The 25565-nt window shown below is 65.8% G+C and carries 27 protein-coding genes; 16 read left to right on the forward strand and 11 right to left on the reverse strand.

The features are described 5' to 3' along the window. Positions 1–15: 15 nt before the first annotated feature. Both JW897_RS05035 and JW897_RS05040 read right to left on the reverse strand, forming a co-directional pair. Entirely contained in the window at positions 16–705 is a 690-nt protein-coding gene (locus tag JW897_RS05035; protein ID WP_048414874.1) for a type 1 glutamine amidotransferase domain-containing protein, read from the reverse strand. Positions 706–879: 174 nt separating this feature from the next. Further along, positions 880–1299, reverse strand: coding sequence for a MerR family transcriptional regulator (locus JW897_RS05040; RefSeq protein ID WP_048414873.1), 420 nt, complete (start codon positions 1297–1299; stop codon positions 880–882). An 80-nt stretch (positions 1300–1379) separates the two neighbouring features. On the opposite strand from JW897_RS05040, the gene JW897_RS05045 reads away from it, so the two are divergent. Beyond that, entirely contained in the window at positions 1380–2606 is a 1227-nt protein-coding gene (locus tag JW897_RS05045) for an NADH:flavin oxidoreductase/NADH oxidase family protein (RefSeq protein WP_205465359.1), read from the forward strand. Between the two features lie 10 nt (positions 2607–2616). Here JW897_RS05045 and JW897_RS05050 read toward each other — a convergent pair whose 3' ends face one another. After that, a complete protein-coding gene (locus JW897_RS05050) occupies positions 2617–3504 on the reverse strand; it encodes a LysR family transcriptional regulator (protein WP_048414871.1) in 888 nt (295 codons plus the stop codon). Between the two features lie 138 nt (positions 3505–3642). On the opposite strand from JW897_RS05050, the gene JW897_RS05055 reads away from it, so the two are divergent. Both JW897_RS05055 and JW897_RS05060 read left to right on the forward strand, forming a co-directional pair. After that, a complete protein-coding gene (locus tag JW897_RS05055) occupies positions 3643–4512 on the forward strand; it encodes an MBL fold metallo-hydrolase (protein WP_048414870.1) in 870 nt (289 codons plus the stop codon). Positions 4513–4746: 234 nt separating this feature from the next. Continuing rightward, positions 4747–6117, forward strand: a complete 1371-nt coding sequence (locus JW897_RS05060; protein WP_205465360.1) for an amidase family protein — start codon at positions 4747–4749, stop codon at positions 6115–6117. Between the two features lie 176 nt (positions 6118–6293). On the opposite strand, the gene JW897_RS05065 is transcribed toward JW897_RS05060, so the two are convergent. After that, positions 6294–7202 carry a LysR family transcriptional regulator gene (locus JW897_RS05065; protein WP_205465361.1) on the reverse strand — a complete coding sequence of 303 codons (909 nt, stop codon included), beginning with the start codon at positions 7200–7202 and terminating at the stop codon, positions 6294–6296. Between the two features lie 114 nt (positions 7203–7316). Between JW897_RS05065 and JW897_RS05070 the strand changes: the two genes are divergently transcribed. The 3 genes from JW897_RS05070 (at position 7317) to JW897_RS05080 (ending at position 10382) form a co-directional block, all read left to right on the forward strand. Then, on the forward strand, positions 7317–8258 hold the full coding sequence (locus JW897_RS05070; protein WP_205465362.1) for a DMT family transporter: 942 nt from the start codon (positions 7317–7319) through the stop codon (positions 8256–8258). Positions 8259–8399: 141 nt separating this feature from the next. Further along, a complete protein-coding gene (locus tag JW897_RS05075; protein ID WP_205465363.1) occupies positions 8400–8876 on the forward strand; it encodes a hypothetical protein in 477 nt (158 codons plus the stop codon). An 84-nt stretch (positions 8877–8960) separates the two neighbouring features. Next, entirely contained in the window at positions 8961–10382 is a 1422-nt protein-coding gene (locus tag JW897_RS05080) for a Dyp-type peroxidase (protein WP_205465364.1), read from the forward strand. Positions 10383–10388: 6 nt separating this feature from the next. On the opposite strand, the gene JW897_RS05085 is transcribed toward JW897_RS05080, so the two are convergent. Both JW897_RS05085 and JW897_RS05090 read right to left on the reverse strand, forming a co-directional pair. Beyond that, positions 10389–10736 carry an SGNH/GDSL hydrolase family protein gene (locus tag JW897_RS05085; RefSeq protein ID WP_205465365.1) on the reverse strand — a complete coding sequence of 116 codons (348 nt, stop codon included), beginning with the start codon at positions 10734–10736 and terminating at the stop codon, positions 10389–10391. A gap of 93 nt (positions 10737–10829) precedes the next feature. Next, on the reverse strand, positions 10830–11279 hold the full coding sequence (locus JW897_RS05090; protein WP_205465366.1) for a surface-adhesin E family protein: 450 nt from the start codon (positions 11277–11279) through the stop codon (positions 10830–10832). Here JW897_RS05090 and JW897_RS05095 point away from each other — a divergent pair. Both JW897_RS05095 and JW897_RS05100 read left to right on the forward strand, forming a co-directional pair. Next, positions 11278–11499 (forward strand): hypothetical protein, encoded by a 222-nt coding sequence (locus JW897_RS05095; protein WP_205465367.1) that lies wholly within the window; start codon positions 11278–11280, stop codon positions 11497–11499. The genes JW897_RS05090 and JW897_RS05095 overlap by 2 nt on opposite strands. Before the next feature lie 468 nt (positions 11500–11967). Continuing rightward, a complete protein-coding gene (locus JW897_RS05100; protein ID WP_240352087.1) occupies positions 11968–13053 on the forward strand; it encodes a chitosanase in 1086 nt (361 codons plus the stop codon). Between the two features lie 118 nt (positions 13054–13171). Here the strand turns inward: JW897_RS05100 and JW897_RS05105 are convergent, their stop codons facing one another. The 3 genes from JW897_RS05105 to JW897_RS05115 form a co-directional block, all read right to left on the reverse strand. Further along, positions 13172–14506, reverse strand: coding sequence for a hypothetical protein (locus JW897_RS05105; protein WP_205465368.1), 1335 nt, complete (start codon positions 14504–14506; stop codon positions 13172–13174). A 265-nt stretch (positions 14507–14771) separates the two neighbouring features. Further along, entirely contained in the window at positions 14772–15413 is a 642-nt protein-coding gene (locus JW897_RS05110; protein ID WP_205465369.1) for a CHAP domain-containing protein, read from the reverse strand. Then, positions 15413–15781, reverse strand: a complete 369-nt coding sequence (locus tag JW897_RS05115; protein WP_156187815.1) for a hypothetical protein — start codon at positions 15779–15781, stop codon at positions 15413–15415. The genes JW897_RS05110 and JW897_RS05115 overlap by 1 nt, the downstream gene beginning before the upstream one ends. 162 nt (positions 15782–15943) lie before the next feature. Between JW897_RS05115 and JW897_RS05120 the strand changes: the two genes are divergently transcribed. Continuing rightward, positions 15944–16282, forward strand: a complete 339-nt coding sequence (locus tag JW897_RS05120) for a hypothetical protein (protein ID WP_205465370.1) — start codon at positions 15944–15946, stop codon at positions 16280–16282. A gap of 156 nt (positions 16283–16438) precedes the next feature. Further along, positions 16439–16807, forward strand: coding sequence for a LecA/PA-IL family lectin (locus JW897_RS05125; protein ID WP_019100806.1), 369 nt, complete (start codon positions 16439–16441; stop codon positions 16805–16807). Between the two features lie 106 nt (positions 16808–16913). On the opposite strand, the gene JW897_RS05130 is transcribed toward JW897_RS05125, so the two are convergent. Further along, complete coding sequence (locus JW897_RS05130; RefSeq protein WP_205465371.1) at positions 16914–17255, reverse strand: DUF4180 domain-containing protein; 342 nt, start codon at positions 17253–17255, stop codon at positions 16914–16916. Between the two features lie 238 nt (positions 17256–17493). On the opposite strand from JW897_RS05130, the gene JW897_RS05135 reads away from it, so the two are divergent. Genes JW897_RS05135 through JW897_RS05150 form a run of 4 tightly spaced genes read left to right on the forward strand, consistent with a single transcriptional unit; the run spans position 17494 to position 21632 of the window. Then, positions 17494–18309 carry a hypothetical protein gene (locus tag JW897_RS05135; RefSeq protein WP_205465372.1) on the forward strand — a complete coding sequence of 272 codons (816 nt, stop codon included), beginning with the start codon at positions 17494–17496 and terminating at the stop codon, positions 18307–18309. After that, positions 18306–19490 (forward strand): hypothetical protein, encoded by a 1185-nt coding sequence (locus JW897_RS05140; protein ID WP_205465373.1) that lies wholly within the window; start codon positions 18306–18308, stop codon positions 19488–19490. Before JW897_RS05135 ends, JW897_RS05140 begins: the two co-directional genes overlap by 4 nt. 25 nt (positions 19491–19515) lie before the next feature. Continuing rightward, complete coding sequence (locus tag JW897_RS05145) at positions 19516–20442, forward strand: glycosyltransferase family 2 protein (RefSeq protein WP_053077319.1); 927 nt, start codon at positions 19516–19518, stop codon at positions 20440–20442. Continuing rightward, the gene (locus JW897_RS05150) at positions 20439–21632 is read left to right on the forward strand and encodes a phenylacetate--CoA ligase family protein (RefSeq protein WP_205465374.1); all 1194 of its coding nucleotides are present in this window, start codon (positions 20439–20441) and stop codon (positions 21630–21632) included. Before JW897_RS05145 ends, JW897_RS05150 begins: the two co-directional genes overlap by 4 nt. 243 nt (positions 21633–21875) lie before the next feature. On the opposite strand, the gene JW897_RS05155 is transcribed toward JW897_RS05150, so the two are convergent. Continuing rightward, the gene (locus tag JW897_RS05155; RefSeq protein ID WP_048413902.1) at positions 21876–22577 is read right to left on the reverse strand and encodes a hypothetical protein; all 702 of its coding nucleotides are present in this window, start codon (positions 22575–22577) and stop codon (positions 21876–21878) included. 496 nt (positions 22578–23073) lie between these two features. Here JW897_RS05155 and ampH point away from each other — a divergent pair, with 496 nt between their 5' ends. Both ampH and blaCHC read left to right on the forward strand, forming a co-directional pair. Further along, complete coding sequence (gene ampH / locus JW897_RS05160; protein WP_205465375.1) at positions 23074–24186, forward strand: D-alanyl-D-alanine-carboxypeptidase/endopeptidase AmpH; 1113 nt, start codon at positions 23074–23076, stop codon at positions 24184–24186. A gap of 207 nt (positions 24187–24393) precedes the next feature. Then, positions 24394–25563 carry a CHC family extended-spectrum class C beta-lactamase gene (blaCHC, locus tag JW897_RS05165; RefSeq protein ID WP_205465376.1) on the forward strand — a complete coding sequence of 390 codons (1170 nt, stop codon included), beginning with the start codon at positions 24394–24396 and terminating at the stop codon, positions 25561–25563. Positions 25564–25565 lie beyond the last annotated feature (2 nt).

Below are 25565 nucleotides of genomic sequence, written 5' to 3' on the forward strand. Positions count from 1 at the left end.
GCCGGCGCCCCCGGTTCAGCGCGACAGCAAGGAGGCCACTTGCCTGGCGGTGGCCTTGGCCGACTGCGGGTTTTGCCCGGTCACCAGCCGGCCGTCCACCACCACTTTGGAGATGAAGGGCAGCCAGGCCTTCTCGTACAGCGCGCCGCGCCGCCTCATCTCCTCCTCGGCGTTGTAGGGCACCTTGCCGGCCACCCCGGCCAGCGCCTCCTCCCGCCAGGAAAAGCCGGTGAGCCGGCGTCCGGCCACCAGCAGCGCGCCGTCGGACAGCCGGGTGTTCAGCAGGCCGCAATAGCCGTGGCACACCGAGGAGACCACGCCGCCGTGCTCGTAGATCTCGCGGGTGATCCGCTGCAGCCCGGCGTCGTCGGGGAAATCCCACATCACCGCGTGGCCGCCGGTGAAGTAGATCGCGTCGAAGCTCGTCGGGTCGACTTCGTCCGGCCTGGCGGTTTCCGCCAGCAAGGCCCGCTTGTCGGCGCTGGCCAGCCAGGCCCGCGCGGAGGCGTCGGCGTTCGGCCATTTCAGCGAGCGCGGCTCCAATGGGGAAACGCCGCCCAGCGGGCTGATCAATTGCTGCTCCCAGCCTTTCTCGGCGAACACCTCGTAGGCATGGCTCAGTTCCGACAGCCACAAACCGGTGGCTTCGGACGGGTCGGCGTAGTGCGCGACATTGCTCACCACATGCAGAATGCGCTTGCTCATCACGGCTTATCCTTGTCGAAGTGCCGCAGGGCGCGGAAGCGGCTCACGCCGCGCGGCGGGGGGTGAACCGGCATGGTTCGGCCGCTGCCGGCGGCGGCCCAGTCTCACCATAAGTTTCAAGTCAAGTTGAGGGTCAAGGCGTTTTCGCCCAAGCCGTGAAGCCGTCCGCGGCGCTCAGCCCGCCGCGTCGTCGTCTTCGCGCAGGCGGTTCAACACCCATTGGGCGCGCTCCTCGCAAGCCAGCTCTTCCGGCCCATTTTCCATGCTGGCGATCACCAGCCGCAGCTGGGCCTTGTTCTGCTCCAGCCGCTGTTGCAGCAGTTCGATCTCGTCCACTTTCCGCTTCAGCCCGGCCAGCAGCTCCTCATGCCGCCAGGCGTTGGGCGCCGTCGGCAACAGCCGGCGGATCTCGTCCAGCGAAAAACCGGCGTTCTGGGCGCTGGAAATGACTTCCAGCAGCCGCAGCGTCTCCGGGCCGTAATCGCGGTAGCCGTTGGCCCCGCGCGCCACCGCGCGGATCAGGCCGCTGGCTTCGTAAAAGCGAATGCGGGAGGCGGTCATGCCGCAGCGCTTCGCCAATTCTCCAATTTTCATTCGCGCTCTCGATCGGGCCTTGACATTAAAGTCAACTTTAAACCTAAGCTTGAGCCAAGATCAAACCGGAGCGCTCGCTGATGACGCTATTCACCCCATTGACCCTTCCCAACGGCTCCAGCCTGCCCAACCGCATCGCCAAGGCGGCGATGGAGGAAAACATGGCGGACGCGGACCAGGCGCCGTCCGACGCCTTGATGCGGCTTTACCAGGCCTGGGCGGACGGCGGCGCCGGCCTGCTGATCAGCGGCAACGTGATGGTGGACGGCCGCGCGATGACCGGGCCTGGCGGCGTGGTTCTGGAGGACGAGCGCCAGCTGGAGCGCTTCCGGCGCTGGGCCCGGATCGGCCGTTCCCGGGGCGCGCAGTTCTGGCTGCAGATCAACCATCCCGGCCGCCAGATGCCGGCCAGCCTGGGCCAGACCACCTGGGCGCCGTCCGCGGTGCCGCTGGCGCTGGGCAAGATGTCCAAGCATTTCGACCCGCCGCAGGCGATGACGCCGGAGGTGATCGCCGATGTGATACGGCGTTTCGCCCGCACCGCGCGCCTGGCCGAGCAGGCCGGCTTCAGCGGCGTGGAGATCCACGCGGCCCACGGTTATCTGCTGAGTCAGTTCCTGTCCCCGCTGTCCAACCGCAGAACGGACGCCTGGGGCGGCCCGCTGGAAAACCGGGCCCGGCTGCTGCTGGAGATCGTCAAGGCGGTGCGCACGGAGACCTCGCCGGGATTCGCCGTGGCGGTCAAGCTCAATTCCGCCGACTTCCAGCGCGGCGGCTTCAGCGCCGACGACGCCCGCCGGGTAGTGGTCTGGCTCAATGAGCTGGCGGTGGACTTGGTCGAACTGTCCGGCGGCAGCTACGAAGCGCCAGCGATGCAGGGCAAGGCCCGCGACGGGCGCACCCTGGCCCGCGAGGCCTATTTCCTGGAGTTCGCCCGCGATCTCCGGACCGTGGCCACCATGCCGGTGATGGTGACCGGCGGCATCCGCCGCCGGCCGGTGGCCGAGCAGGCGGTGGCCGGCGGAGTGGACATGGTGGGCATCGCCACCGCGCTGGCCATCGCCCCCGCGCTGCCCAACGACTGGCGCCAAGGCAAGGACACCGCCCCGGCGCTGCCGCCCATCGCCTGGCGCAACAAGCCCTTGGCGTCGCTCGCCAATATGGCCGCGGTGAAGTTCCAGCTGCGCCAGCTCAGCCAGGGCAAAACGCCCAATCCCCGAGTGTCGCCGCTGCGGGCGCTGCTCCAGCAGCAGCTGGCCGACGCCTGCCGCGCCCGACGTTATCGGCGCTGGGCGGCGCAGCGCTGAGCCGGCCGCCTCAAACGTCCCGCAACGCCGCCAGAAAGCGCGTCAGCGCCGGATTGGCGGCGTCCTGGCGGCTGACGAAGCTCAGCGGCATCGGCAAGGACAGGTCCTGCAGCCGGAAGAAACGCGCCTGGGCCGGCGGCCGCCCCAGATTGGCCGAGTTGACGATGGCGGCGCCGATGCCGGCGCAGACCAGCGACAAGATCGCCGTCTCGGTGCCGGCCTCCTGCGCCACCTTGAGCTGCACCCCCAGTTGCCGACAGGCGCCGATCAGGCGGTCGTAATAGCCGGGATAGGCGTCGCGCGGCAGGGTCACGAAGGGCCGGTCCGCCAGGCTGCGCAGCGCGACGGGGCGGCTCTCGTCGTGGCCGGTGTCCCAGCAGCGCGGCAGCGCCAGCACCACGTCGTGCTCCAGCAGAGGAAGGCCGGCGACGCCTTCCGGCAAGGGCTCGTATTGGTAGACGAAGCCGCCGTCCAGCGCGCCCTCCGCCAAAGCGCTCAGCTGCTGCGGCGTGTTCAGCACGCTCAGCTCCAGCGCCACCTCCGGCGCGTCCGCCTGAAAGCGGCTGAACGCCTTGGGCACCAGTCCGTCCCAGCCGGCGTTCTCCACGCAGCCCAGCCGCAGCCGGCCCAAAAGGCCGGCGGCCACGCGCCGCGCGCCGTCGGCCGCGTCGTCCAGCGCGGCCATCGCCTTGCGCACTTCGCGCAGATAGCTTGCGCCGGCCGCGGTCAGCCTGAGGCCGCGCGACGAGCGCTCAAACAGCGACAGGCCCAACTCTTGCTCCAGATCCTGGATCTGGCGCGACACCGCCGGCTGGGTGATGTGCAGGCGTTCGGAGGCCAGGCGCACGCTTTGGTGCTCGGCCACGGCGATGAAGTAACGGAGATGACGCAATTCCATGCGGGGTCTTTCGGCTTGTCTATGCCTTAAAGTTATCACGAATTAATAATTCGGCATTGGAAAGCATGACAGATTTCCGCGATAGTGGCGCTCAGGCAGCCGGCGACTCCGGCGCGCACCCTAGCCGCAGAGACCCAAATGAACACCACCAACACTTATCAACTTGGCGACGCCAAGATCACCCGCGTGACGGACACGCTGTTGCGCGGCCTGGCGCCCTCCTTTCTCTACCGCGACTGGGACGACGCCTTGCTGACGCGGCAACCGGGTTTGCGCGGCCTGCTGGACGCCGCGGGCGAGAGCCTCACCCTCAGCGTGCACAGCTGGGCGGTGGAATGGGCCGGCCAGGTCTTCCTGATCGACACCGGCATCGGCAACGACAAGGAGCGCGCGTTCAACCCGCTGTTCCACCGGCTGCAAACCCCTTTTCTGCAGCGCCTGGCCGAGCTGGGCATCCAGCCAGCGGACGTCGACCACGTGCTGCTGACCCATTTGCACGCGGACCACGTGGGCTGGAACACGCGGCTGATCGACGGCCGGTGGACGCCCACCTTTCCCCGCGCCCGCTATGCCTTGCCGCAGGGCGATCTGGACTTCTTCGCCACGCCGGAGGCGGACAGCCGGCGCATGGTGTTCGACGACAGCGTGGCGCCGGTGATCGCCGCCGGCCAGGCCCTTGTCATCGGCCTGGACGGCGGCGACTACCAGGACGGTTTCCGCTTCCACCCCACGCCCGGCCATTGCGCCGGCCATATGTCGATTTCGCTGACTTCGCGCGGCGAGACGGCGCTGTTCTGCGGCGATGTGATGCACACGCCGATGCAGGTGTACCGGCCGGAATGGAATTCGGTGTTCTGTCGGGAGCAGGACGCGGCGCGGGAGTCGCGGCGCTGGCTGCTGGATTTCGCCGCGGAAAACCGCGCCGCCGTGTTCAGCGCCCACTTCTCCGACACCTCGGCCGGCCGGGTGACGCGCAGGGACGGCGGTTTCGACTGGCAATTCCTTTGATTCCCAAGCCCAGGAGCCCCTCATGCCCCTTCCCGCTCTCACCGCTCAGGCCCTTACCCCTCGGACAGTCGCCGCCCTGGCCCGGGCCGCCGGCTTGACCCTTGGCCCCGAACGCCAGGCGGCGGTTGCCGCCGTCCTGGCCGCTATCCGCGCGGAAACCGCTAGACTGAACCAGCCCTGCCTGGCCGACGCCCGCCTTGCCCAACACTTCGACCCAGACTGGAGGTAAACGCCGTGCAAGCTTATCAATTGAACATCCTGGACGCCGCCCGGCTGATTGAGGCCGGCCAACTGTCGCCGGTGGAGCTGACCCGCTCGGTGCTGGAACGGGCGCGGCAGCAGGAAGACCGGATATCCGCCTATGTCGCGCTCGCCGCGGACCAGGCCATGGCCGACGCGCGCCAGGCCGAGGCGGAAATACGCCGCGGCGACTACCGCGGCGTCTTGCACGGCATCCCCTACACGCTGAAAGACCTGATAGACGCGGCCGGCCTGCCCACCACCGCCAGTTCGCGGGTGCGCCGGCATCACCTCGCCGCCGCCGACAGCGCGGTGGCGGCCCGGCTCAGACAGGCCGGCATGATACTGACCGGCAAAACCCATACCCATGAGTTCGCGTTTGGCCTGACCACGCCGCAAAGCAACAATCCCTGGGCGCCGGAGCGCTCTCCGGGCGGCTCCAGCGGCGGTTCCGCCGCCGCGGTCGCCTACGGCGGCGCGCTGGCGGCGCTGGGCACCGACACCGGCGGCTCGATCCGGGTGCCGGCGGCGCTGTGCGGGCTGGTGGGCCTCAAACCCACTTACGATCTGGTGTCCCGCCAGGGTGTGGTGCCGCTGTCCGGCTCGCTGGACCATGTCGGCCCCATCGCCCGCACCGTGGCGGACGCCGCGGCGATCTTGGACGCCATCGCCGCCCGGCCGGCCGCGCCGGCCGAGAGCTACCGCCAGGGCCTGGACCAGGGGGTGGCCGGCCTGCGCGTCGGCGTGCCCGGCAATTATTTCCACGAGCGCGTCGCGCCGGAGATCCTGGCCGCGCTGCGGGAGCAGCAGGCCGAGCTGGCCGCCGCCGGCGCGGTGCTGGTGGAAGTCGAGATCCCGCTGGCCGATCTCATCCTGCCCACCCAATGGGGCTTGATAGCGCCGGAGGCCGCCGCCTATCACCGGGACGATCTGCTCCGCGCGCCGCAGCTGTACGGCGAGGAGGTGCGCACCCTGCTGGAAGCCTGCATGCTGGTGCCGGACAGCGACTACGCCCAGGCCCGGCGCGCCCGGGTCGCGCTGCAGGCCGCCTGGCGGCGGATGTTCTCCGACATCGATCTGCTGCTGGTCCCCACGGTGCCGCACACCGCGCCGCTGCACGGGCAGGACAGCTTCATCTGGCCGGACGGAAGCGAGGAGAGCGTGGCGTCCGCCTACATCCGCCTGAGCACGCCCGCCAATGTGCTGGGCCTGCCGGCGCTGACGGTGCCGGTGGGACTGGATCGGGCCGGGCTGCCGTTTGGCGCGCAGCTGATAGGCCGGCCTTACGACGAGCGCACGGTGTTGCGCGCCGGCCAGCTGATAGAAAGCAGCCGCCAAATCCGGTTTGACCGGCCGCGGGCTTAAGAACCTGTTTACGACCTGCTGCGCTGCGTGGAGCGTTACACGATGAGTACGCCTTCGAAATGCTCATGTACCACTTGTACATTCCGCTTTCTCAGCCGTTTTCGCCTTGTCTCGCTCTTGCTCGCGAGATCGTAAACACGTTCTAAGAACCTGCTCTCGATCTGCCTCGCTCCGGCTCACAGCCCGCCCAGCGAACCGTCGCGCAGACTCTTGGCCATGGCTTTCGAGGTTTGCAGAAAAGCCGCCACCGCCGGGCTGACGTGCTTCCGGCTGGGCACAGCCAGGCCCACCGCCCGCCTCACCATAGGCGCCAGCGGCTTTTTCACCACGCCGGGGCATAAGGCCAGCAAGGGCGCCGGCACCGCGAGATCGGCGACGATAGACACCCCGGCGCCGTTTTCCACCATTTTGACGATGGTGATGATCTGGGCGTAGCGGTGCTTGACCATGGGCCTCAGGCCGGCGCTTTCAAACAGGCGCTCAATCAGCGTGGTGTTGCCCGCCAAGGTCATGATGAAGGGCGTGTCGCACAAGTCCGCCAGCCTCACCGCCGGCTGGCCGGCCAGCGAATGGCCGGCCGGGATCAAGGCCACGAACTGGTCCTCCACCAAGGGCAGGGTGTCGAAGCGCTCGTCCGGCAGCACCACGAAGCCCACGTCCACCCGGCGCTCGCTGACCCATTGCGCCACTTCGTCGTCCTCGCCCTCTTCCACGAAGACGTCGATGCCCGGATAGCTGGCGCGGAACTGCTCCAGCATGCGCGGCAGCAACAAGAGCGAGGAAGTGGTGCCGAAGGAGCCTATGCGCAGCACCCCGCGGTTCAGCCCGCGCGCCGCCGACGCTTCCTGGCGGATCGCCTCGGCCACGCCCAACAGTTCGCGCACGCGCAGCAGCAGGCTGTTGCCGGCCTCGGTGGCCTCGATGCCGGCCTGGCCGCGCGTCAGCAGCGTCAGTCCCCACTCCTTCTCCAATTGCTTGATCGCGTGCGACACCGCCGACTGGCTGACGCCCAGTTTGTCCGCCGCCGCGGTGAAGCCGCCCAGTTCCGCCACCAGCGCAAAGATTTCCAGCTGCGTAAAAGTCATGACCGTCTCGTCCACTCATGAGCAAAAGCTCATTTTTCCATGAATTCAAACAATCAATAGTATATACGCACCCACATAGCATCAGGAGGCCGGACGTCTTGCCCGGCGCCCACCATGACCCACCCAAGCTCCATCTCCATCCCCGCGCCGCCGGCGCGCGCGCAAGCCGCCATCAGGCCGGCCCTGACTTTCAAACTGGCGCTGACCGCGCTGTTCTGGGGCGGCACTTTCATCGCCGGCAGAGTGCTGGCTCAGTCCATGCCGCTGATGACCGCCGCCTTCGGGCGCTTCCTGGTGGCCGCCCTCTTGCTGGTGCTGGTCGCCTATAAGCTGGAAGGCGGGCTGCCGCGGCTGAACCGCTCGCAGCTCGCCGTCACCGCCTTCCTGGGCTTCACCGGCATCTTTCTCTACAACGCCTGTTTCTTCGGCGCGCTGGCGCGCATTCCCGCCGGCCGCACCGCCTTGTTCGTCAGTCTCAATCCCATCATGACCGCGCTGGCCGCCAGCCTAGTGTTCCATGAACGGCTGGGCCTGCGCCGCTGGGCCGGTATCGGCGTGGCCTTGCTCGGCGCCATGGTGGTCATCACCCGCGGCGATCTCGCCGGCACGGTTCACGATTTCCGGCAATCTTTCGGCGCCGGCGAGATGCTGATGAGCCTGGCGGTGCTGAGCTGGGCGGCCTACACGCTGGGTTCGCGCAAGGCGATGGAAACCCTGAGCCCGATCGCGGCCACCACCTACGCCACGCTGTGGGGGCTGGCTTTCCTGTCCCTGGGCGCGGCCGGCGAGATCGGCTCCGTGCCTTGGGCCAGCTTCGGCTGGCGAATCTGGCTGTCCATGCTCTACTTGGGCGCCATAGGCACCGTGGTGGGCTTCATCTGGTATTACCAGGGCATCCGGGAGATCGGTCCGTCGCGCGCCGCCGTGTTCACCAACCTGGTGCCCGCCTTCGGCGTGCTGCTGTCCGCGGGACTGCTGGGCGAACCCATCCTGGCGTCCATGCTGGCGGGCGGCGCGCTGGCGGCGGCGGGCGTGTCCTTGACCAACCGGAAGTGAGCGTCCGGCGGCGCCACGGACAAGCCATCAGTACAAATACTTAAACAACCATTGCATGACTTGCAAAATGAATAAATCGCATTGACAGCCCATATTGCGCTGCCTAGGCTTCAATTCCTACACCACTTAGGAAGAAAGCCCATGACCAGCCCGCTCACCCTGCTAATGCCGGTCATTCCCGGCACCAGCCTGGAAGCCATCGCCGCCACCCAGGCGGAATACGCAGACACCCTGCACCAAGCATTGACTTCGATCGGCACCGTACATTTCGCGCGCACCTTGATATTGGACCGCTCCGCCGCCAATCTGCAGCCCAGCAACCAGCCCAGCAACAACTACGTCATCGCGGTGATCACCGAGTACGACGGCAGCTTCGACGCCTACATCCACGACTTCGTCGCCCAGGTGGGCGACGTCTTCGACGCCTTGCTGCAGTTCGTGGTCGGCGGCCAGGCGTTGATTCCGGTGGCCAACAATGTGGCGGCTTTCCAGGCCTTCATCACCCAGAACGACGCCTCCCAGCACATTCCCAATAACGGCGACGGCACCAAGGACGACAACGGCTTGTACCAGGCCTATCCGTACACCGTGCAGAAAATACTCGCCGCTCTCAGCTAAACCCCGCGCGCCAGGCGCGAGCGGCCGGACCGCTTGCGTCGGCGCGGCCGGATCCCTCCGTCCCCCACAACTAGAAAGCGCCCCATGACCACCCTCCCTCTCCAGTACGACGACATCCAGGGCACGATTCTGCGCGGCTACCGCGTGGACCTGGCCCGGCACTTCATCCTGAGTGTTTGCGACAAGGCCGCCGCCGGCGAGCTGATCTTGAAACTGGTGGAGGGCCGGGACGGCCTGCCGCGCATCACCAGCGCGGAGCGCTGGCTGAAAAAACCCAGCGGCTTCCTGAACATCGGCTTCACCTGTAGCGGGCTGGCCGCGTTGGGGGTCGGCGCCGAGCAGTTGGCCAGCTTTGACCCGTCTTTTCAACGCGGCGCCACCAACACGGACTCTGCCAGCGCCGTCGGCGACGTCGGCACCAGCGCGCCGGAGGGCTGGATAGGCGGCCTGGCCGACGGTAGCCAAGTGCATATCCTGCTTAGTCTGTGGGTGGCCAAGGACCCGGTGCTGCTGGAAAGCCTCAGCACGCGCTTGCGCCAGGCCTTTGCCGGCGCCGTCAGCGAACTATCGGCCCACGACGCCCAAGCGCTGCCGGACAATCAGGTTCACTTCGGCTATCGCGACAACATTGCCCAGCCCACCATCGCCGGCGCGCCGCCGCGCAAGCACCCGGCGCCGGACGACCAGGAAGTCATCGCCACCGGGGAGTTCCTGCTCGGCTACCCCAACCAGAGCAACGGCGTGTACTCGGTGCAACCTCCCGAGCTCAGCCGCAACGGCAGCTACGCCGCTTTCCGCATCCTGGAACAGGACGTGGCCGGCTTCGACGCGTTTCTGAACGAATACGCGGCCAAGGCCGGCATAGATGCCGAGCTGCTGGCGGCCAAGGTCTGCGGGCGCTGGCGCAACGGCAACCCGCTGACGCTGCGGCCGGACGAGGCCGGCGCCACCCTGCCCGCCGATCAATTGAACGACTTCAACTACGTCAGCCCGCAGCTGTCCCAGGACGACACTCTGGGCCTGAAGTGCCCGATAGGCTCCCACATCCGCCGCAACAATCCGCGCAACGGCGCGGTGGTGGGCACCGACAGCGCCCATCACCGCATCGTGCGCCGGGCCATGCCCTACGGTCCGGCTTACGACCCCACCCAACCGTCGGCTGCGGCGCGCGGCCTGATCGGCTACTTCATCAACGCCAGTCTGAGCAATCAGTTCGAATTCCTCAGCAGCCAATGGAACCTACTCAGCGACTTCGTCAAATCCGCAAAGGCGCCGTGCAACCCGGACGCTGGTGACGCGGTGTTCAACATCAGCGGTGAGGATGTCTTTCTTGGCGTCAACAACACCGCGGACAGCAGCTTCACGCTGGCGGCGCCCGGCAGCAAGGGCGAGAACAACACCGTGCTGGAAGGATTTTCGCGGATGATCACCACCCGCGGCGGCGCGTATTGCTTCCTCCCCGGCATCGGCGGCCTGCGCTACCTGGCGCAGCTGGCCACCACCTGAGCGGCATCAGCCGGCCGCCGGTGGCCGGCCGTACTGCTCGCGGATGAAGTCCGTCATATGCGCGGCCAGGATCTGGTGCTCCTCCTGGCTGGGGTGCACCTCGTCGTGGAACAGGTGGCGGTGCGAGCTGTCCAGCGGGCGCGTGTCGCCGGCGAAGCCGAACACGCGCGGCAGATCGATATAGCCCTCGTGCTTGTTGTGCATCGTGTCGTAATCCACTTTTTCCGCCAGCGACATCAGATAGTCCAGCTTGGCGCCGATGTCGAAGAAGCGGAGGGTCACCCCGGCGTCGTGATAGCGGCTTTGCAGCGCCTCCACCGCCTGGCTCAGCTGCCTGTTATGCCGCTGAGACAAGTCTTTCAGCTTGTCCGCCGCCGGCCGCGCCCGCAAAAAAGCCCCGCTGGCGCAGGGCGACTCCGTTCCCGGCTCTCTTCCGGTCCGCCGCGGTCAGCGGCCCTTATCCCGCTGAAACGCCAGGTGCTCGCTGGCGTAACGCCGCTGCTCCCGCAAGAAACCCTGAATGCCCTGCCGCATCGCCACCGCCATGTCCGGCCGCTTTTCCGGCTTGCAGATATAGGTCCACAAAAAATCCTCCTGCGTGTCCGGCTGGATGTCCTCCATCTTGGCGTGTTCGAACTCGGTTTCGCGCGGCTCGCCGTTGACGTCGAAAACCACCGTCATCGGCATCACGATCAGGCGCTGCCGACAATGGATCTCGTACAGCGACTGACTGTAGGCGTCGCCCGCCATCGGCTTGTCCGCCTCGAATCTGGGCGCGCACAGCGTCCAGAATTTGACGGTGCCGTGGGGCGATTGCGCGATGCTGTCGGTATCGATCAACAAACCGCCCTCGCTGGGGTTGAAGTAGGTGAAATCCCAGCTGGAGGCGCTGGCCATGGCGGAACACAAGACAAAAACGCAGGCAATGACTTTCAACATTCTGATTTCCCAATATTTTTCAATCAAACCGCGCAATGCAGCGGCGGCGGGCATGATAACAGCCCTGGTTTTTCCTTGTGAATGGCGGGGCGCGCCGCCAAGTCTTGAGTGGGTCGCGAACCAGGATTGTTTTCTTAACCTGTTTACGATCTACTGCGCTGCGGCGATACGGCGTTGAAAACATCTTCGAAATGCTCATGTACCACTCGTACATTCCGCTTTCTCAGCCGTTTTCGCCTTGTCTCGCTCTTGCTAGCGAGATCGTAAACAGGCTCTTAGAACCTACTCAAAGTCTGCAGCGCTTCGGCGATACGGCGTTGAAACCCGCTTCGAAATGCTCATACCCGCTTTCTCAGTGGTTTTCGCCCTGCTTCGCTCTTGCTCGCGAGACTTTGAGCAGGCTTTGACTTATCCAACTGCGGATCGGAATGGCGATAGTTGGTTTGACCGGCCTCTGGAAAAACCCGCGCCGACTCGTCGCGGAACAGGAAACGGACAATAGCGGCCAGACCGCATAGCCTAAGCCCGCCGAATGCCGCCAGTCCCATTTGCCAGTTCTCGCCTCTTTCCTCGCAAAAACCCATATGGCATTTTGTGCATTTTCCCGGCTCGCGCCGCTTCTTCCCCTGATCTACTGGAGAACGTTTTGAAACGCACACTCTCGATGCTGGCGCTGGCCGGCGCCGGCTGGCTGACATGCGCCGGCGCATCCTGGGCCCAGGCCTCGCCCGCCGGCAGCGCCCCCCGGCTGGCGGCGCGGCTGGCGGTCTGCGCGGCCCCATGGAACGCCGCCACGCCCTACCCGGCCGGCAGCGTGGCCAGCCATCACGGCGTCAACTTCACCGCGGTCTACTGGACTCAGGGCAACACGCCGGACGCCAGCAGCGGCGCGGCGGAAATCGGCCAGCCCTGGACCGTCGGCGCGCGCTGCGCGCCGACCGGCAGGGGCAAGGCGGCCAATCCGGACGCCAATTTCTCCCCCAGCACGCTGAAATTCCTGAAAGCCAACACCGGGCTGGACGGCGAGCAGTGGAACAACATCATGAAGCTGGTGAACAAGCCGGAGCAGGACTCCCTGGACTGGCCCAAGTTTTACGGCTATTGCGAGGACATCGACGACGAGCGCGGCTTCACCATCGGCATTTTCGGCGCCACCACCGGCGGCCCCCGCGACCAGGGGCCGGACGGCCCAACACTGTTCAAGGAATTCGACGCCGCCAGCGGCGCCGGCAACCCCTCCGTCGCCGGCGGGCTGGCGCGCGCCGGGGTCCGCGGCGGCATGCAGGGGCCGGTACTCAAGATCAGCGACAGCGAAAAGGTGTTCTGCGGCAAGATAGCCGCGCTGCAGAGCAACGCGGCCTGGCGCGAAGCGATGTGGCAGACCTTTTACAAGGTCTACATCCAATACAGCGTGCAACAGGCGCGCCAACGCGGCTTCGGCAGCGCGCTGACGATAGGCTCCTTCGTGGACACTGCGCTGAACCAGGGCGCCAGCGGCGGCTCGGACACGCTGCAGGGGCTGCTGTCCCGTTCCGGCGGCGGCGACGAGAAAACCTTCATGACCCGCTTCCACGCCGAGCGCAGCAAGGTGGTGGACACGAATGAATACAATCAGCCGCCCAACGGCAAGAACCGGGTCAAACAGTGGAGCGGCCTGCTGAGCCAGGGCGAAACCGATCTGAAGGACGCCGACGCCGCGGTGCTGAAAGCCACCAGCTGGAAGATGAAGTAAACCTAGCCATGGGAAAAGGCCCTGGCCCGCGCGGCGAAACTCCCCGCGAGGGCCGGGCCTGAGCATGGAGGCTTGATCGATGAAGGGCTGGGACGTGCGCTTCCGCCCAGGAGATTGACTACGGCGTCAACAGCGCGCGAATGTGATGATCGGCTGTTCTGGTGCTAATCAGCGTATCCAAAGCGTTCAAGCCATGGTTCAGCTCGGCCGAGCGCTCCGTCTGCCCAAGATTCGGAACAATCTGATAAGCCATGCGCCCGCTAAAAGGCTGGCGTCCGATAATTCTTTCCGCCACCGCCTGCTTCAACTCCGCGCCGCCCAACTCCGCGCCAGCCTCTTTAACGGCTTCGGCCAATGGTTGTTTCCATGGCTGCATATCGTAGTAAGGCATTTTTCCGGTCAAGGACAGAAACTCGCCCAAGGATTGATCACCACTGGCCATACCTGAATGAGCAAGACACATGAAGTCATGGAAAATATTCTGCGGCAAGGCATTGGCAAAGACAATATTGAGCTGCCCCTGTCCCTCGCCCTTGATTTCCATATTGTTTTCAAGCCGGCCCGTATCAGGATCGGCAAACGCGATATTGGCCTTGGCGAACAAGGCCGGAAAATCATGTTGCTGGCTGCGCAGGTTCAATATTTCACTGACCTTGTTTGGCAACACCTTCTTGGCGTATCCATCCAGCTGCCTCAACACCATGACGTAATTGGCGTTTTTCCCACTCCCCTTGTTCTCAGTGAGGGTGTTGGCGATAAAAACTTGCGACGCAGTAACACAAGTATCCGAACTGATGTAGGCCAGATGATAGTGACTGTCTTTCGCCAACGAAAGATTGCAGCTATCCAGCAGCTTGACCAGCTCCCCTTCAAAACGGTCTTTGACAGTATTGACAGTAAGCGGATCAACGGGCAGATAACCAATCGCCCCCTTGCCGAAACCCAGATTGAACGCGTCAACCTTGCCAAACCCCATTTTCTGCAACAATTCCTGGCGCTCCGGCAACTGCTGACTGGGAGAGGCCAATAAATCCATTTCCTCAATGAGAGCAATGTCACCCTTGGGAAATTGATATTGATCGCATAATCGATTAATGGTCTCGCCCAGCTTCTCGGTTGTCAAAATACCCACGGGAGCCACGATGAATACCGGATTACTAAGGCTGCTGGCATCGTGACCACCCCCATGCAGAGAGATATTGCGCTGACCGGAATCACTTTCGCCACCTCCATTAGCGGATACGGGCACGATCGTCACACGGCAGCCTTCCTCTAAAGCAAGATTGGCTATTTTATTCGCCAAGGCATGATCCCCGCCTCCCTCGCAGAATGGGTTGATTATGACCACGTCGCGGCCACGGATTGATTTGCCTGAGAAATCCTGAACAGACTGATTTTCGCTATTGGGTACGACAGTTTGAGGCGTATAGGCTGCGATATGATTTATCGGCATGACAAAGCTCCTTTGGTTTCAGCAAAGTTACCAAGGAAGCCAGGAAGCGGCTTGTAAAAAACACTCACGCCAAAAATCAAAAACCATGCGAAATAAATAGACGTGTTGCCGATAAAAAAGCACACAACGATTTATCGAGCGGCCAAAATCAGGCAAGCACGCCTCATGCGAATAAAATAACGGCCTGCTTGCCAGAGCCAATGCTTCTGATGAAGATGCGCGCCGCGCAAGACTCCACGCCGCAATGCCGGCAGACAATAGATGGTCAGGCCTTGCCCGCCGGCTCCAGGCCTTCCCCCGCCGGCGCCGAGGCCTGCGGCGCGCGGCGCAGCCAACCCAGCGCCCGCGGATGGTCCACCCTCGGGACGCCCTGCTCCATGAGCAAGGGCAGCCGCTCGCGGGCCTCGCCGAACGGGCCGGGGTTCTGCTGGATGATCTCGATGAAATCCGGCCCGATCCGGCTGACGATGGCGACATGGCCGTAACGGTTGAAGGTCCAGGGCGCGAACACGATCAGGTCTTCCGCCCGCGGCGCGTCGCCGCCGCCGTTGCGGTATTGCAGCAGGCCGCGCTCGGGATTGAGCGCGCCGTTGTCCAGCCCGGACTGGAAAAAATCCCGGGCATGGCCCTTGTCTTGCGGCATCTTGTGGCCAAAGCGCTGGTAGTAATAGCGTTTGACGAACTCCACGCATTGATAGCGCAGGCCCAGGTTGTAGCCGTCCGGCGCCAGATTGCGCCCTTCCACGTTCTGCACGCCGCCGTTGTAATACACGGCGACGCCGTTGAAGGCGTCCACCGGCTCGCCCACCACGCGCCCCCAGTTGCTGTTCAGATGAGTGGCCGCCCAATAAGCGCCGCCCAGCAACGCAAGCAGCGCCAGCGCCGCCTTGCCCTTGCTCAGCCTCATTACGGCTCGGTCCCGGACGCGTCTTGTTCGTTCAGCCAATCGTCCAGATGACAGGACTCGCCGGAGCGGATCGCGTCTATCCGCTCCACCCGCAAGGCCGGCTTGCCGTCACGCTCTTCGAATTCGCCCAAAATCCGGGCCGAGGTCCTGGCCTTTTCTTCCAGCGCCTGCGGCGATGCGCCCGGCCACTCCGTCAACGGCCGGCCTTCCTGGCTCAGCAGCAGATAGATCGGCTTGCCGAGGCTGCAACGGGTCAGCCGCAAGGCCCCCTCGTTCACGCTCAACATGCCGATGTAAACATCCGCCGCCACCGCGGCGAACGGCGTCGCAACGCCAAGAACCGCCAGCATCAGCTTGCGTGGGAACATGCTTGTCTCCTTGCGGCCGCCATCGGGATCGGCGGCCGAAAAATCGATCGGCATGTTAACAGTTGCCGCGCGAATGGACCAGCGGCGCCCGGAGCGCGGCTAGCCGCCGCCGGCCGCTCTTGTTATATTGGCGACCTTCCGTCCTCAGCCCAAACACCGCCCATGTCCATCCCCGCCCGCTTCCCCTTCGCCAGCCTGGCGCCGCTTCTGCTAGTTCTGCTGGCCGGCTGCAAGCCGCAGGCGATGCAGGCCAGCTACCACTGCGCCGACGCCACCCGCTTCCACTTCAGCCGCCAGAGCCAGACGGTGGAGCTGATCCGCGGCGAGCAACGCTTCCAGGGCTATATGGACGAACGCGGGCTGCTGACCTGGCCGCGCGGCGGCACCGGCCTGGCGCTGCCGGACAGTTTCTTCATCACCCGCAAACAGCCGGACGAAATGAAGCTGTACGGCGGTTTCGCCGGCACCGGCCTCGCCTGCAAGCTGGATCAAGGCCGCTGAGCGCCGGAGACCTGGCTCAAAGTTCCCTCCGCCGACCTTGCCGAAAGACCAGAGGCCAAAACCCCCATCTCCAACTTTAATGAGATAAGCATATTCCTCATGCCGCCGGCGCGGCGTCGAATCTGCTTTCCCTCACTCTCAACTTGGAGATTCACCATGGCTTGGACCGGTACTGTCGCTGCGAACAATCCCAACGGAGAACCCACCACCATCACCTACAACCCCGGCGACGTGATCACCATCGTGGCGTCGGGCTGGGCCGGTTACGGCCCGCAACCCAACTGGGGCCCGCAGGGCGACAAGAGCCATCCCAATCAGGGCCTGATCTGCGGCGACGCCTACTGCGGCGCGCTGGTGATGAAGATCGGCGCCAGCGGCTTCATCCCGGTGAACACCGGCCTGTTCCGCTGGAAAGCGCCGGCCAACGCGCAAGGCCAGATCACGCTGTACTACAACGATGTGCCCAACACTTACGGCAACAACTCCGGCTCCTTCCAGGTGAGCATAGGCAAAGACGCGGTCTGATCGCCTTCTCCCTTTAAGACCCGCTAAGCAAGCAGCCCCGCCAGGGGCTGCCTCCCGTCTCCCGTCCGGTTCGCGCGCCCCTTCACCGCCTTCAAGCGCTTCGCTCTCAACCTGGCTCCGCCAGCCAGGCCAAGGCCGCCTCCCTATCGTCGAACACGCGGAATTGCCGGCCCCGGCGCGCTTCGTTCAGGTATTCGCCAAATCGCTCGCCGTAAGCGGCCCCGTCGACGAACACCCCGGCCACGGAAAGACGATAGTTGACCAGCTTCTGGATGAATTCGCCGGCAAACCGGCTGCTCAAATCGAAAAAGGCCGGCGGCAAAGCCTTCTCCGTCAGCAACAAGCTCGACGCGTCGCGCTCCGCGCACAGCGCCACCAGTTCCAGCGCCTGATCCAGGCGTTCCACTCCGGCGCGGCATTCGATCAATCTTGTCTGTTTGACAGTCATCACTTCGGTTTGCATCGGCTCGATCTCGCTGACGGAAAAACAAATGATGCCGAAATCATATCCTCTGCGGCAAGCGCGGTAGATCATCCGTGCGGATTTTCAACATCGTGGTAGTACCTATATCGGCAGTCTGATCCTTACACCATATTGATGTCTGTCCGGCCGTAAAAAGCACGGGACCGGCGGCCGCTCCGCCCAGCCCGACGCGGCGCGCTCAATGCAAGCAAGGGTCCTGCTCATGAACCGTCTCAGCCATATCATCATGCCGGTGTTGCGGGATTTGCCCGCATCCCACCTCAAGCAGGAGCTGCTGCAAGCCTTTGAACGGCACGGCCGCCGCTTCGACGCGATCGAAGCCGGCTTTGCGCGTCTGACCGGGCGCCGGCAAAGCCAGGAAACCCTGCGCAGCTTTTTCCAGAGCTGGAGCCAGACCAACAACAGCGCGATGACGGTGGCCGGCATCGGCAACCGGATGACGCTGCTGGTCCACACCGGCCAGCCGGTGGCGGACCGCGAAGCCTTGTTCTCCTCCATGGTCTGTTTGAACCGCATCGTGGACGAGGACTTGGCCGTCACGCACAAGGTGCTGCACGCGCAGATGTACTACAACATGGCCACGGGCATTGTCGGAGATGACCAGTGGCTGTCCCATGCCTATCTCCACCCCAGCGCCAAGGCCTTCAAGACTTGGAAGGACCACCAGTCGCTGCGCGAACCGGACCTGGCCGTCGCGCTGCTGACCACGCTGACGCACGAGATCTACACCCACGGCGAAGTGGAGTTCATCCTGCCGCTGTTCCGCCGCTGGCTGATCCAGACGCTGGGCTTCGCCGAGCGCGACGCCACCCGCACGCTGGGCTGGATCAGCGTGCACTGCGGCCCCACCGAGAAAAACCACTTCTTCCACGCCATGAACGCCGTCCGCCACTACGCGCGGGCCATGGATCTGGATCTGGAACGCTACCGCCTGGACGGCATCGTCGGCGCCTATCTGGAGCACAAGGCGGCGGTGCTGGAAACGGTGGCCCGGGACGCCGCGGCGGAGGCGCTGTGAGCCGGGCCGAACCTCCTCTCCTGCGGCTGGCGCAACAGGCGGACGCCGAGCCGCCGTCCTGGCCGCCGGGCGCGCCGCCGCTGTTCGCTCCGGAGCAGCTGGCGCGCGCCCGCGTGGAGGTGTCCGCCGGCTATCTGCGCAGCCTGCGTCGCCTGAGCGCGCTGCTGGACGCCGCGTTCCGCGCCATCGTCGGCCGTTATTTCCTCGACCCGCGCATCCGGGCGCTCTATCAACTGCCCAAGGCGATGGAGGCGCTGTTGCGGCGCGCGCACGGCCGGCCCTACCGCGTGGGCTTCTACCGCCCGGACTTCATCTACGACCGCCGCGGCCAGCCGCGCATCTGCGAAGTGGGCGCGCGCTATCCGATGAACGGCTGGATGATCAGCCACTGGCTGGGCCAGGCGGCCGGCGGCGACGCCTTCTTGCACACCCTGCGCCAGTGGCACCCGCCCGGCTGCGTGGTGGCGCTGACCCACGCCCGCGAGCCCGGCACCGAAATCTTCCTGCTGGCGGAAACGCTGCGGCGCGACGGCGCCCACTTTTTGTCCGCCCGGCCGGAGGCGCTCAGCGTCCGGGACGGCAAACTGTGGCTGGACGGCCGGACAGTGAACCGCTGCATCCTGGAAATGGATCGCAGCGAACTGCCGCTGTTGCCGGACAGAGTGCTTGACCACCTGCTGGACGGCGGCGCTTACTTCAACGACATCCGCACGCTGATCCTTGTGCACGACAAGCGGGTGCTGGCGGTGCTGAACCGCGAAGACATCATGCGGGATTGCCTGGACGCCGACGACTACGCGGCCTTGCGTCCCTTCCTGATCCCCTCTTTCGCGCCGGCTTCGCGGGAGGAGGCCGAGGCCCTGCTGGCGCGCGCCGGCGATTTCATCGCCAAGCCCAGCAGCGGCGGCCGCGGCCTGGGCTCCCTGGTGCGCTCCGCCTGCGGCGAAGCCGCCTGGCGCGAACTGGTGCTGGGGCAATGGCCGCAATACATGTTCCAGGACTATGTCGAGCAAAGCGAGTTCGAAGACCCGGAGAGCCGGCGGCGCATCCGGCTGGTGGGCATGCAACTGTGCCGCGACGCGGAAAGCTACGGCCCAGGCGTGTTTCGCGGCTCGGACGAGTTGATCATCAATCTGCACCAACGCCGCGGCAAGCTGTACTCCGCCGTCGCGGCGGCCTGAACCGGTTTCGCGCACAGGGGGCTTCATGCGGCATTCCGTCATTATTCCGCTGTACAACAAACGCGCCTACATCGGCGAAACCATCGCTTCGCTGGCGGCGCAGGAGAAAGCGCCGCACGAGATCATCATCGTCGACGACGCCAGCACCGACGACGGCGCGGAAGCGGCGGAACACGCCCTGCGCCACCACGCCCAGGACTTGAGCCATACCCGCAGCGTGCTGTTGCGGCTGCCGCGCAACAGCGGCCCCGGCGCGGCGCGCAACGCCGGCCTGGCGCGGGCCGGCGGCGAAATGGTCAGTTTTCTGGACGCCGACGACTGCTACCGGCCGGACTGTCTGCGCTTGCTGGAACAAAAAATGAACGAGCACCGGCTGGACCTGGCGGTGCTGGGCTACGACAGCGCGCCGCCGGAGGAGCGCTTCCCGCAGCTGGACGCGCTGCGCGCCGAACTGGAGCCGCTGGGGGACGAGGCCTTCCTGCTGCCCCGCCCGCTGCGCACCGCCGGCCACCCGGACTTCTTCATGGGCCGGGCCAGCAATGTGGCCGCGCGGCGGCAATGGCTGCTGACGCAGCGCTACGTGGCCGGCGCACGGCTGAACGAGGGCATCGATTTCTGGTACCGGGTGCTGAAGGAGATCGTCGCGCACGGCGGGCGCGCCGGCTTGCTGTCCGCGCCCTTGATCCGTTTCCGCATTCTGGCGGACAGCCTGTCCCACCGGCCGTGCCGGGATTGGCGGCTGCTGGCCACGCCGCCCACGGTGCTGCGCTACGCCGGCAGCCAGGACGCGGACGAGCTGCGCCTGGCGCGCATGCTGGCGCAGCGCTGGCTGGACTACGCGCAGGAAGCCTTGCCGGACGCCGCGCAGCGGCGCGCCTTCCTCACCCGCCACCGTCCGCTGTTGATCCAGCTGGGCCTGCCGCAGACGGACGCGACGAGGCTGCCGGCATGAACGCGCCGCTGGCCCCGCAAACCGCGCCGGCTCGCCAGCACGCCGTGCTGCGCGAATGCTTCGAGCTGGCCCGCGCCCACCCCTTTTATCAGGCGCTCTATCGCGGCGTGGACTGCGCCGACTCCGCGCCGCCGCTGGAGAAAGCCGCGTTGCAAGCCGCGCTGGCCTCGTTCGCGCCGGAGCGCGAAGCCAGCGGCCTCTACTTGGTGCGTTCCGGCGGCAGCACCCAGGCGGCGCTGATCTTCCCGGTGGACATCGCGGAAAACCTGGCGCAGCGGCAGGCGCTGGCGGACCGGCTGCGCGCCGACGGGGTGTTCGGCCCGGCCAGCATCGCCTTGAACCTGTTTGGCTACGCCAACCTCTACCGCACCGCCGCCATCGTCGACGATGTGCTGGAGCGCTGCCAGGCCACCACGTTGCCGATGAGCGCCCACGCCGCCGACGCCGACATCCTCGCCGCGGCGCGGCAATTCCGCCCCAGCCATGCGCTGGGCACCCCGTCGCGGCTGGCGCTGTTCGCCGCCCATCTGGAGGCCGCCGGCGAACGGCTGGAGATTCCGCAACTGCTGTACGCCGGCGAAACCCTGCACGCGTCCACGCTGGCGCGGCTGCGCGCCGCGCTGGGCGCGGGCCAGGTCTGGTCCCTATACGGCGGCGCGGAAACCGGCATCTGGGCCTGGAGCGACGCCAGCCGCCGCCCCGGCCTGTTTCGGATACTGCCGCGGGTGGCGGCGGAGATCCTGCAGCCGGACGCCGCCGGTTACGGCCGCATCGCGGTCAGCAACGCCTGGCGGAGGCGCTTCCCGGTGTTCCGCTACTGCGTGGGCGACATCGGCCGCTGGGTGGAGCGCGACGGCGAGCGCTGGCTGGAATTGCGCGGCCGCGACGGCCGCTCCTTCCGCCTCAATGAAACCACGTACGAGCTGGACGATTTCGCGCGGCTGAGCGGCGCGGAACAAGGCTTCCAGATCCAGCTGGACCTCGATGCGGCCGGCCGCGAGCGGCTGACCCTGCTGCTGGCCGAGAACCTGGACGCCGACGCGGAAGCCGCGCTGCGCGCAAGCCTGGCGGCCTTGCTGGGCCGGCCCCCGGACTCCGGCGCTTTCGCGTTGAAACCGGCGGCGCGGGCGCAATGGCGGCTGGACCCCGTCACCAGCAAGACGCCGCCCATCGTGGACCTGCGGGCCTGAGAACCCGTTCAAAGTCTACTGCGCTTCGTGAAGTGTTGCACGGTGAGTACGAGCTCAAAATGCTCATGCACCACGTGTACATTCCGCTTTTTCGCTCGTTTTCGCCTTGTTTCGCCCTTGCTCGCGCGACTTTGAACAGACTCTGAGACTCTGCGCGCGAGGCGCCGCGGCGAGATGGGCAGCCAAGCGGCTTGAAACGGCTTGCCAAGCCGCCGGCCGTCCGCCGCCCTCGCCTTTCCGCGTTTACAAGGTCTGGAAGTAGAAGCGGTAGTCGCCCTGGCCGAACAGCATCGACATGCTGGTCAGATTGCTGTTGGCCGGCGTGCCCACCAGGGTCAGGATGGGGATGGAATCGTGACCGTATTGATACGCCTGGGTCTGCGGGTTGTAGCCGAACTGGTAGAAAGTGTCCACGCTGCCCACCTTGAAGGCGTACAGACGATAGGTGCTGCCGTCGAACAGCATCGACCAGCGGTGGAAGTCGGTGTCCCCCGGCGCGCCGGTGACGTTCAAGGTGGGAATGGAGTTGTAGCCGTACTCATAGTGGTTGGTGGAACGGTTGAAGCCAAACTGGTACAGCACCGTGGGCGCGCCCAAGCGCCGCAAGTACAAGCGGTACGTGCTGGTGCTGCCGTCGTAAAGCATGGACACGCTGCTAGCGTCCGCGTCCGGCGGCGCGCCGGTGATCTTCAGCTCCGGGATGGAGTGGAAGCCGAACTCGTACTTGGACGTGGCCGGATTGAACGCGGCCTGATACAAGGTGTTCGCGCTGCTGCCCTTGAAGAAATACATCCGGTAGTACTCGCCGTCGTTGAGCATGGTCCAGCGCGCCCAGTTGGTGTCGTTGGGCATATTGGCGATCGCCATATTGGGAATGGACCCGCCGTAGGCGAATTTGTAAGTGCTGGTGTTGGGCACATAGGCGAACTGATTGACTGATGGCATGACGCTTTCCTCCGAAAAGTGAGTCAGCTGCCCGGCGCCGGCGCAAGGCCGGCGCCCTCCATACGGCAACAGCAGCTGGCGAAACCGGCGCAAACGGCAAAGCGCCGGCGCGGCGCGCGGGCTTGCTCGTTCAAGCGGGTTTTGCCAGCGGTTCTACCCCTTGCTCGGCGTGATGGTCTCGCGATGGCGCATGGATTTCTCCTCCCCCGCGCGGCGCGCGGGCGAAGCGGACGAACAAACAGCCACTAAGTCGTCAATCAGGGGCGGGCGCCTTGGCGCGGTCGAGGCGGGGCCGATAATGGCGGCGATAGGGACTTCAACTAGCCAGTAATAGCACCTCGAAAGCCGGGCATGCCTGTCCTTTGGGACTGGGTAGAATATATCGGTTACAGCCGTTACAGATTGTGCGCTATGCCGCCCGCCGCAGCCCCCATAGAATGCACGCCATCGACAGCGCCGATCGACGCGCCGCCTCACCCAAGAGAAAGCACGCTCCATGAGAACAAAGGGATTCATCAGCCTGGCCCTGGCCGCCCTGCCGGCCTTGAGCCAGGCCGCCATGCCCATTGCCCAACTGAACCAGCAAGCCGAAAAAATCTTCAAGGACAGCCAGGCGGTGGGCATGGTGATGGTGGTGATAGACAAGCAAGGCAGCCTGCAGCGCTTTTACGGCGAAACCCGCCCCGGCAGCCGCCAGACGCCGGACGCCAACTCGCTGCTGCGCATCGCCAGCCTCAGCAAACTGATGACCAGCGAAGTGCTGGCGTCCATGGCGCTGGATCAGCGGCTCAAGCTGGACGACCCGCTGCAAAAATTCGCGCCGGCCGGCGCCCGGCCGGCCAAGGCCTTGGGCGGCCAGCCCATCACCCTGCTGCACCTGGCCACTCACACCAGTGGTTTCCCGCGCGAGCTGCCGGGCGTCAAGCCGCGCGACACGCCGGTTTTCGTCTGGCCCGACCGGCAACAGCGCTGGCGCTGGCTGTCCAAGACCAAGGCCCGCTTCGCTCCGGGACAGAGCGCGCAATACTCCAACCTGGCTTACGACTACCTGGCCGACGCGCTGGCCGTCGCCGCCGGCAAGCCCTACCCGGCCTTGCTGCGCGACACCGTCACCGGACCGCTGGCCATGCGCGACACGACCTTCAGCCCCAGCCCCGCCCAGTGCGCGCGCCTGCTGCGCGGCGTGGAAACCAGTCCCTGCGTCAACACCAGCGCGGCCATAGGCAGCGGCGGCGTCTATTCCACCGCCGCCGACATGCAGCGCTGGCTGCAAGACCTGGTGCGGCCGCAGAACGAGCAGCGCAAGCGCCTGTACCAGCAAACTTTCCAGATGCGCTATCAGCGCGCCGAGCTGCGCAGCCTCGCCGGCATGGACGTGCCCGGCAAGGCCGACGCGCTGGGCCTGGGCTGGGTGGCCTTGCGCGATCAGCCTAACGCCAGGCCCTTCCTGCAAAAAACCGCCGGCGGCGGCGGCTTCTTCAGCTATGTCGCCATCGATCCCCAGCAGCAGACGGCGGTATGGGTGGCGCTGACCCGCGGCAAGCAAACGCGCTACCAGGCCATGAGCGACGGCGTCAACCAGTTGCTGCTGGCGCTGAACCGCGCCTAGGAACCGGCTTGCGATTCGCGGCGCGTCGCGGGGACTGACACGGCGGACGCTCGCGCGCCGCTTGACCCTTCCGCCGCAACGCCCGGCCTCGCCCTGGCTCGCGAGGCTTTGAACGGACGCGAGCCATTCTTCAAGCCAGGCGCGTCGACCGCGCCCGGCGCTCCGCCCTTCCCCTTTCCACATACTCATCGTCAAGGAGGCATCGCCATGCCCGAAATGAACCGCCATACCCTGCTGCTGGCCTGCGCCGCGCTCTCCGTCAGCGCCGTCGCAGTCGCCGCGCCCACGCCACAGGCCGCCGTCGACGCCGAGATTCCCACGCTGATGCGCAAGAACGGCATCCCCGGCATGGCGGTGGGCCTCGCCGTCGGCGGCGACGTTCAGGTTTACAACTACGGCGTCGCCTCCAAGGCCGACCATAGGCCGGTGACGCGCGCCACGCTGTTCGAAATCGGCTCGCTCAGCAAAACCTTCACCGCCGCGCTGGCCAGCTACGCCCAGGCCGAAGGCCGACTCTCGCTGGCCGATCCCCTAAGCCAGCACCTGCCGGCGCTGGCCGGCGGCGGCCTGGAGCGGGGCACGCTGCTGAACCTGGGCACTCAGACCTCCGGCCTGCCCCTGTTCGTGCCGGACAACGTCGTCAACGCCGGCCAGCTGCGGCGATTCATCCGGAGCTGGCGCCCCAAGCAGCCGGCGGGCAGCCAGCGGGTCTATTCCAATATCGGCATCGGCATCCTGGGTCAGATCGCCGCCGCCAGCATGCGCATGCCTTACGCGGCGGCGGTGGAAGGCAGGATCTTCGCCAAACTGGGCATGGACAGCAGCTTCGTCAACATCCCCGCCCAGAGAATGAGCGACTACGCCCAGGGCTACGACAAGAACGACCGGCCCGCGCGGCTGACGCCGGCGCCGCTGGCGGACGAGGCCTACGGCGTCAAATCCAACGCCGCCGACCTGGCGCGCTTTCTGAACGCCAATATGGGCCTGCTGCCGATGGCGCCCAAGCTTCAGGGCGCGCTCAAGGACGCCCACATCGGCTACTACCGCGCCGGCGAATTGACTCAGAGCCTGATCTGGGAGCAATACCCGTATCCGGTGGCCCTGCCGCAGCTGCTGAGCGGCAATTCCGCCGCCTACATCTACCAGGGCATGCCGGCGCAGCGCCTGGATCCGCCGCTGCCGCCGCAAACGCGGGCCTTCATCAACAAGACCGGCTCCACCAACGGTTTTTCGGCTTACGCCGCCTACATCCCGGAAAAACGGCTGGGCATCGTGCTGCTGGCCAACAAGTCCTATCCGCTGGCCGAGCGGGTCAGCGCCGCCTACCGCATCCTGGAGCGGCTGGACGACGGACTGGCGCCGGCCGCCCGGCCATGAGC

This window comes from Chromobacterium alkanivorans, from assembly GCF_016937655.1.
Lineage (GTDB): Bacteria > Pseudomonadota > Gammaproteobacteria > Burkholderiales > Chromobacteriaceae > Chromobacterium > Chromobacterium alkanivorans.

Bases quoted from the DNA above. Each gene is read 5' to 3' on its own strand.
- ampH (WP_205465375.1), top strand. From the start codon at position 23,074: ATGAGAACAAAGGGATTCATCAGCCTGGCCCTGGCCGCCCTGCCGGCC.
- JW897_RS05090 (WP_205465366.1), bottom strand. From the start codon at position 11,279: ATGGCCAGCGCCTCCAGCTGGGATTTCACCTACTTCAACCCCAGCGAG.
- JW897_RS05035 (WP_048414874.1), bottom strand. From the start codon at position 705: ATGAGCAAGCGCATTCTGCATGTGGTGAGCAATGTCGCGCACTACGCC.
- JW897_RS05145 (WP_053077319.1), top strand. From the start codon at position 19,516: ATGCGGCATTCCGTCATTATTCCGCTGTACAACAAACGCGCCTACATC.
- JW897_RS05125 (WP_019100806.1), top strand. From the start codon at position 16,439: ATGGCTTGGACCGGTACTGTCGCTGCGAACAATCCCAACGGAGAACCC.
- JW897_RS05080 (WP_205465364.1), top strand. From the start codon at position 8,961: ATGACCACCCTCCCTCTCCAGTACGACGACATCCAGGGCACGATTCTG.
- JW897_RS05130 (WP_205465371.1), bottom strand. From the start codon at position 17,255: ATGACTGTCAAACAGACAAGATTGATCGAATGCCGCGCCGGAGTGGAA.
- JW897_RS05050 (WP_048414871.1), bottom strand. From the start codon at position 3,504: ATGGAATTGCGTCATCTCCGTTACTTCATCGCCGTGGCCGAGCACCAA.
- JW897_RS05075 (WP_205465363.1), top strand. From the start codon at position 8,400: ATGACCAGCCCGCTCACCCTGCTAATGCCGGTCATTCCCGGCACCAGC.
- JW897_RS05110 (WP_205465369.1), bottom strand. From the start codon at position 15,413: ATGAGGCTGAGCAAGGGCAAGGCGGCGCTGGCGCTGCTTGCGTTGCTG.
- JW897_RS05070 (WP_205465362.1), top strand. From the start codon at position 7,317: ATGACCCACCCAAGCTCCATCTCCATCCCCGCGCCGCCGGCGCGCGCG.
- blaCHC (WP_205465376.1), top strand. From the start codon at position 24,394: ATGCCCGAAATGAACCGCCATACCCTGCTGCTGGCCTGCGCCGCGCTC.
- JW897_RS05135 (WP_205465372.1), top strand. From the start codon at position 17,494: ATGAACCGTCTCAGCCATATCATCATGCCGGTGTTGCGGGATTTGCCC.
- JW897_RS05055 (WP_048414870.1), top strand. From the start codon at position 3,643: ATGAACACCACCAACACTTATCAACTTGGCGACGCCAAGATCACCCGC.
- JW897_RS05150 (WP_205465374.1), top strand. From the start codon at position 20,439: ATGAACGCGCCGCTGGCCCCGCAAACCGCGCCGGCTCGCCAGCACGCC.
- JW897_RS05115 (WP_156187815.1), bottom strand. From the start codon at position 15,781: ATGTTCCCACGCAAGCTGATGCTGGCGGTTCTTGGCGTTGCGACGCCG.
- JW897_RS05120 (WP_205465370.1), top strand. From the start codon at position 15,944: ATGTCCATCCCCGCCCGCTTCCCCTTCGCCAGCCTGGCGCCGCTTCTG.
- JW897_RS05095 (WP_205465367.1), top strand. From the start codon at position 11,278: ATGGCGGAACACAAGACAAAAACGCAGGCAATGACTTTCAACATTCTG.
- JW897_RS05105 (WP_205465368.1), bottom strand. From the start codon at position 14,506: ATGCCGATAAATCATATCGCAGCCTATACGCCTCAAACTGTCGTACCC.
- JW897_RS05045 (WP_205465359.1), top strand. From the start codon at position 1,380: ATGACGCTATTCACCCCATTGACCCTTCCCAACGGCTCCAGCCTGCCC.
- JW897_RS05065 (WP_205465361.1), bottom strand. From the start codon at position 7,202: ATGACTTTTACGCAGCTGGAAATCTTTGCGCTGGTGGCGGAACTGGGC.
- JW897_RS05155 (WP_048413902.1), bottom strand. From the start codon at position 22,577: ATGCCATCAGTCAATCAGTTCGCCTATGTGCCCAACACCAGCACTTAC.
- JW897_RS05040 (WP_048414873.1), bottom strand. From the start codon at position 1,299: ATGAAAATTGGAGAATTGGCGAAGCGCTGCGGCATGACCGCCTCCCGC.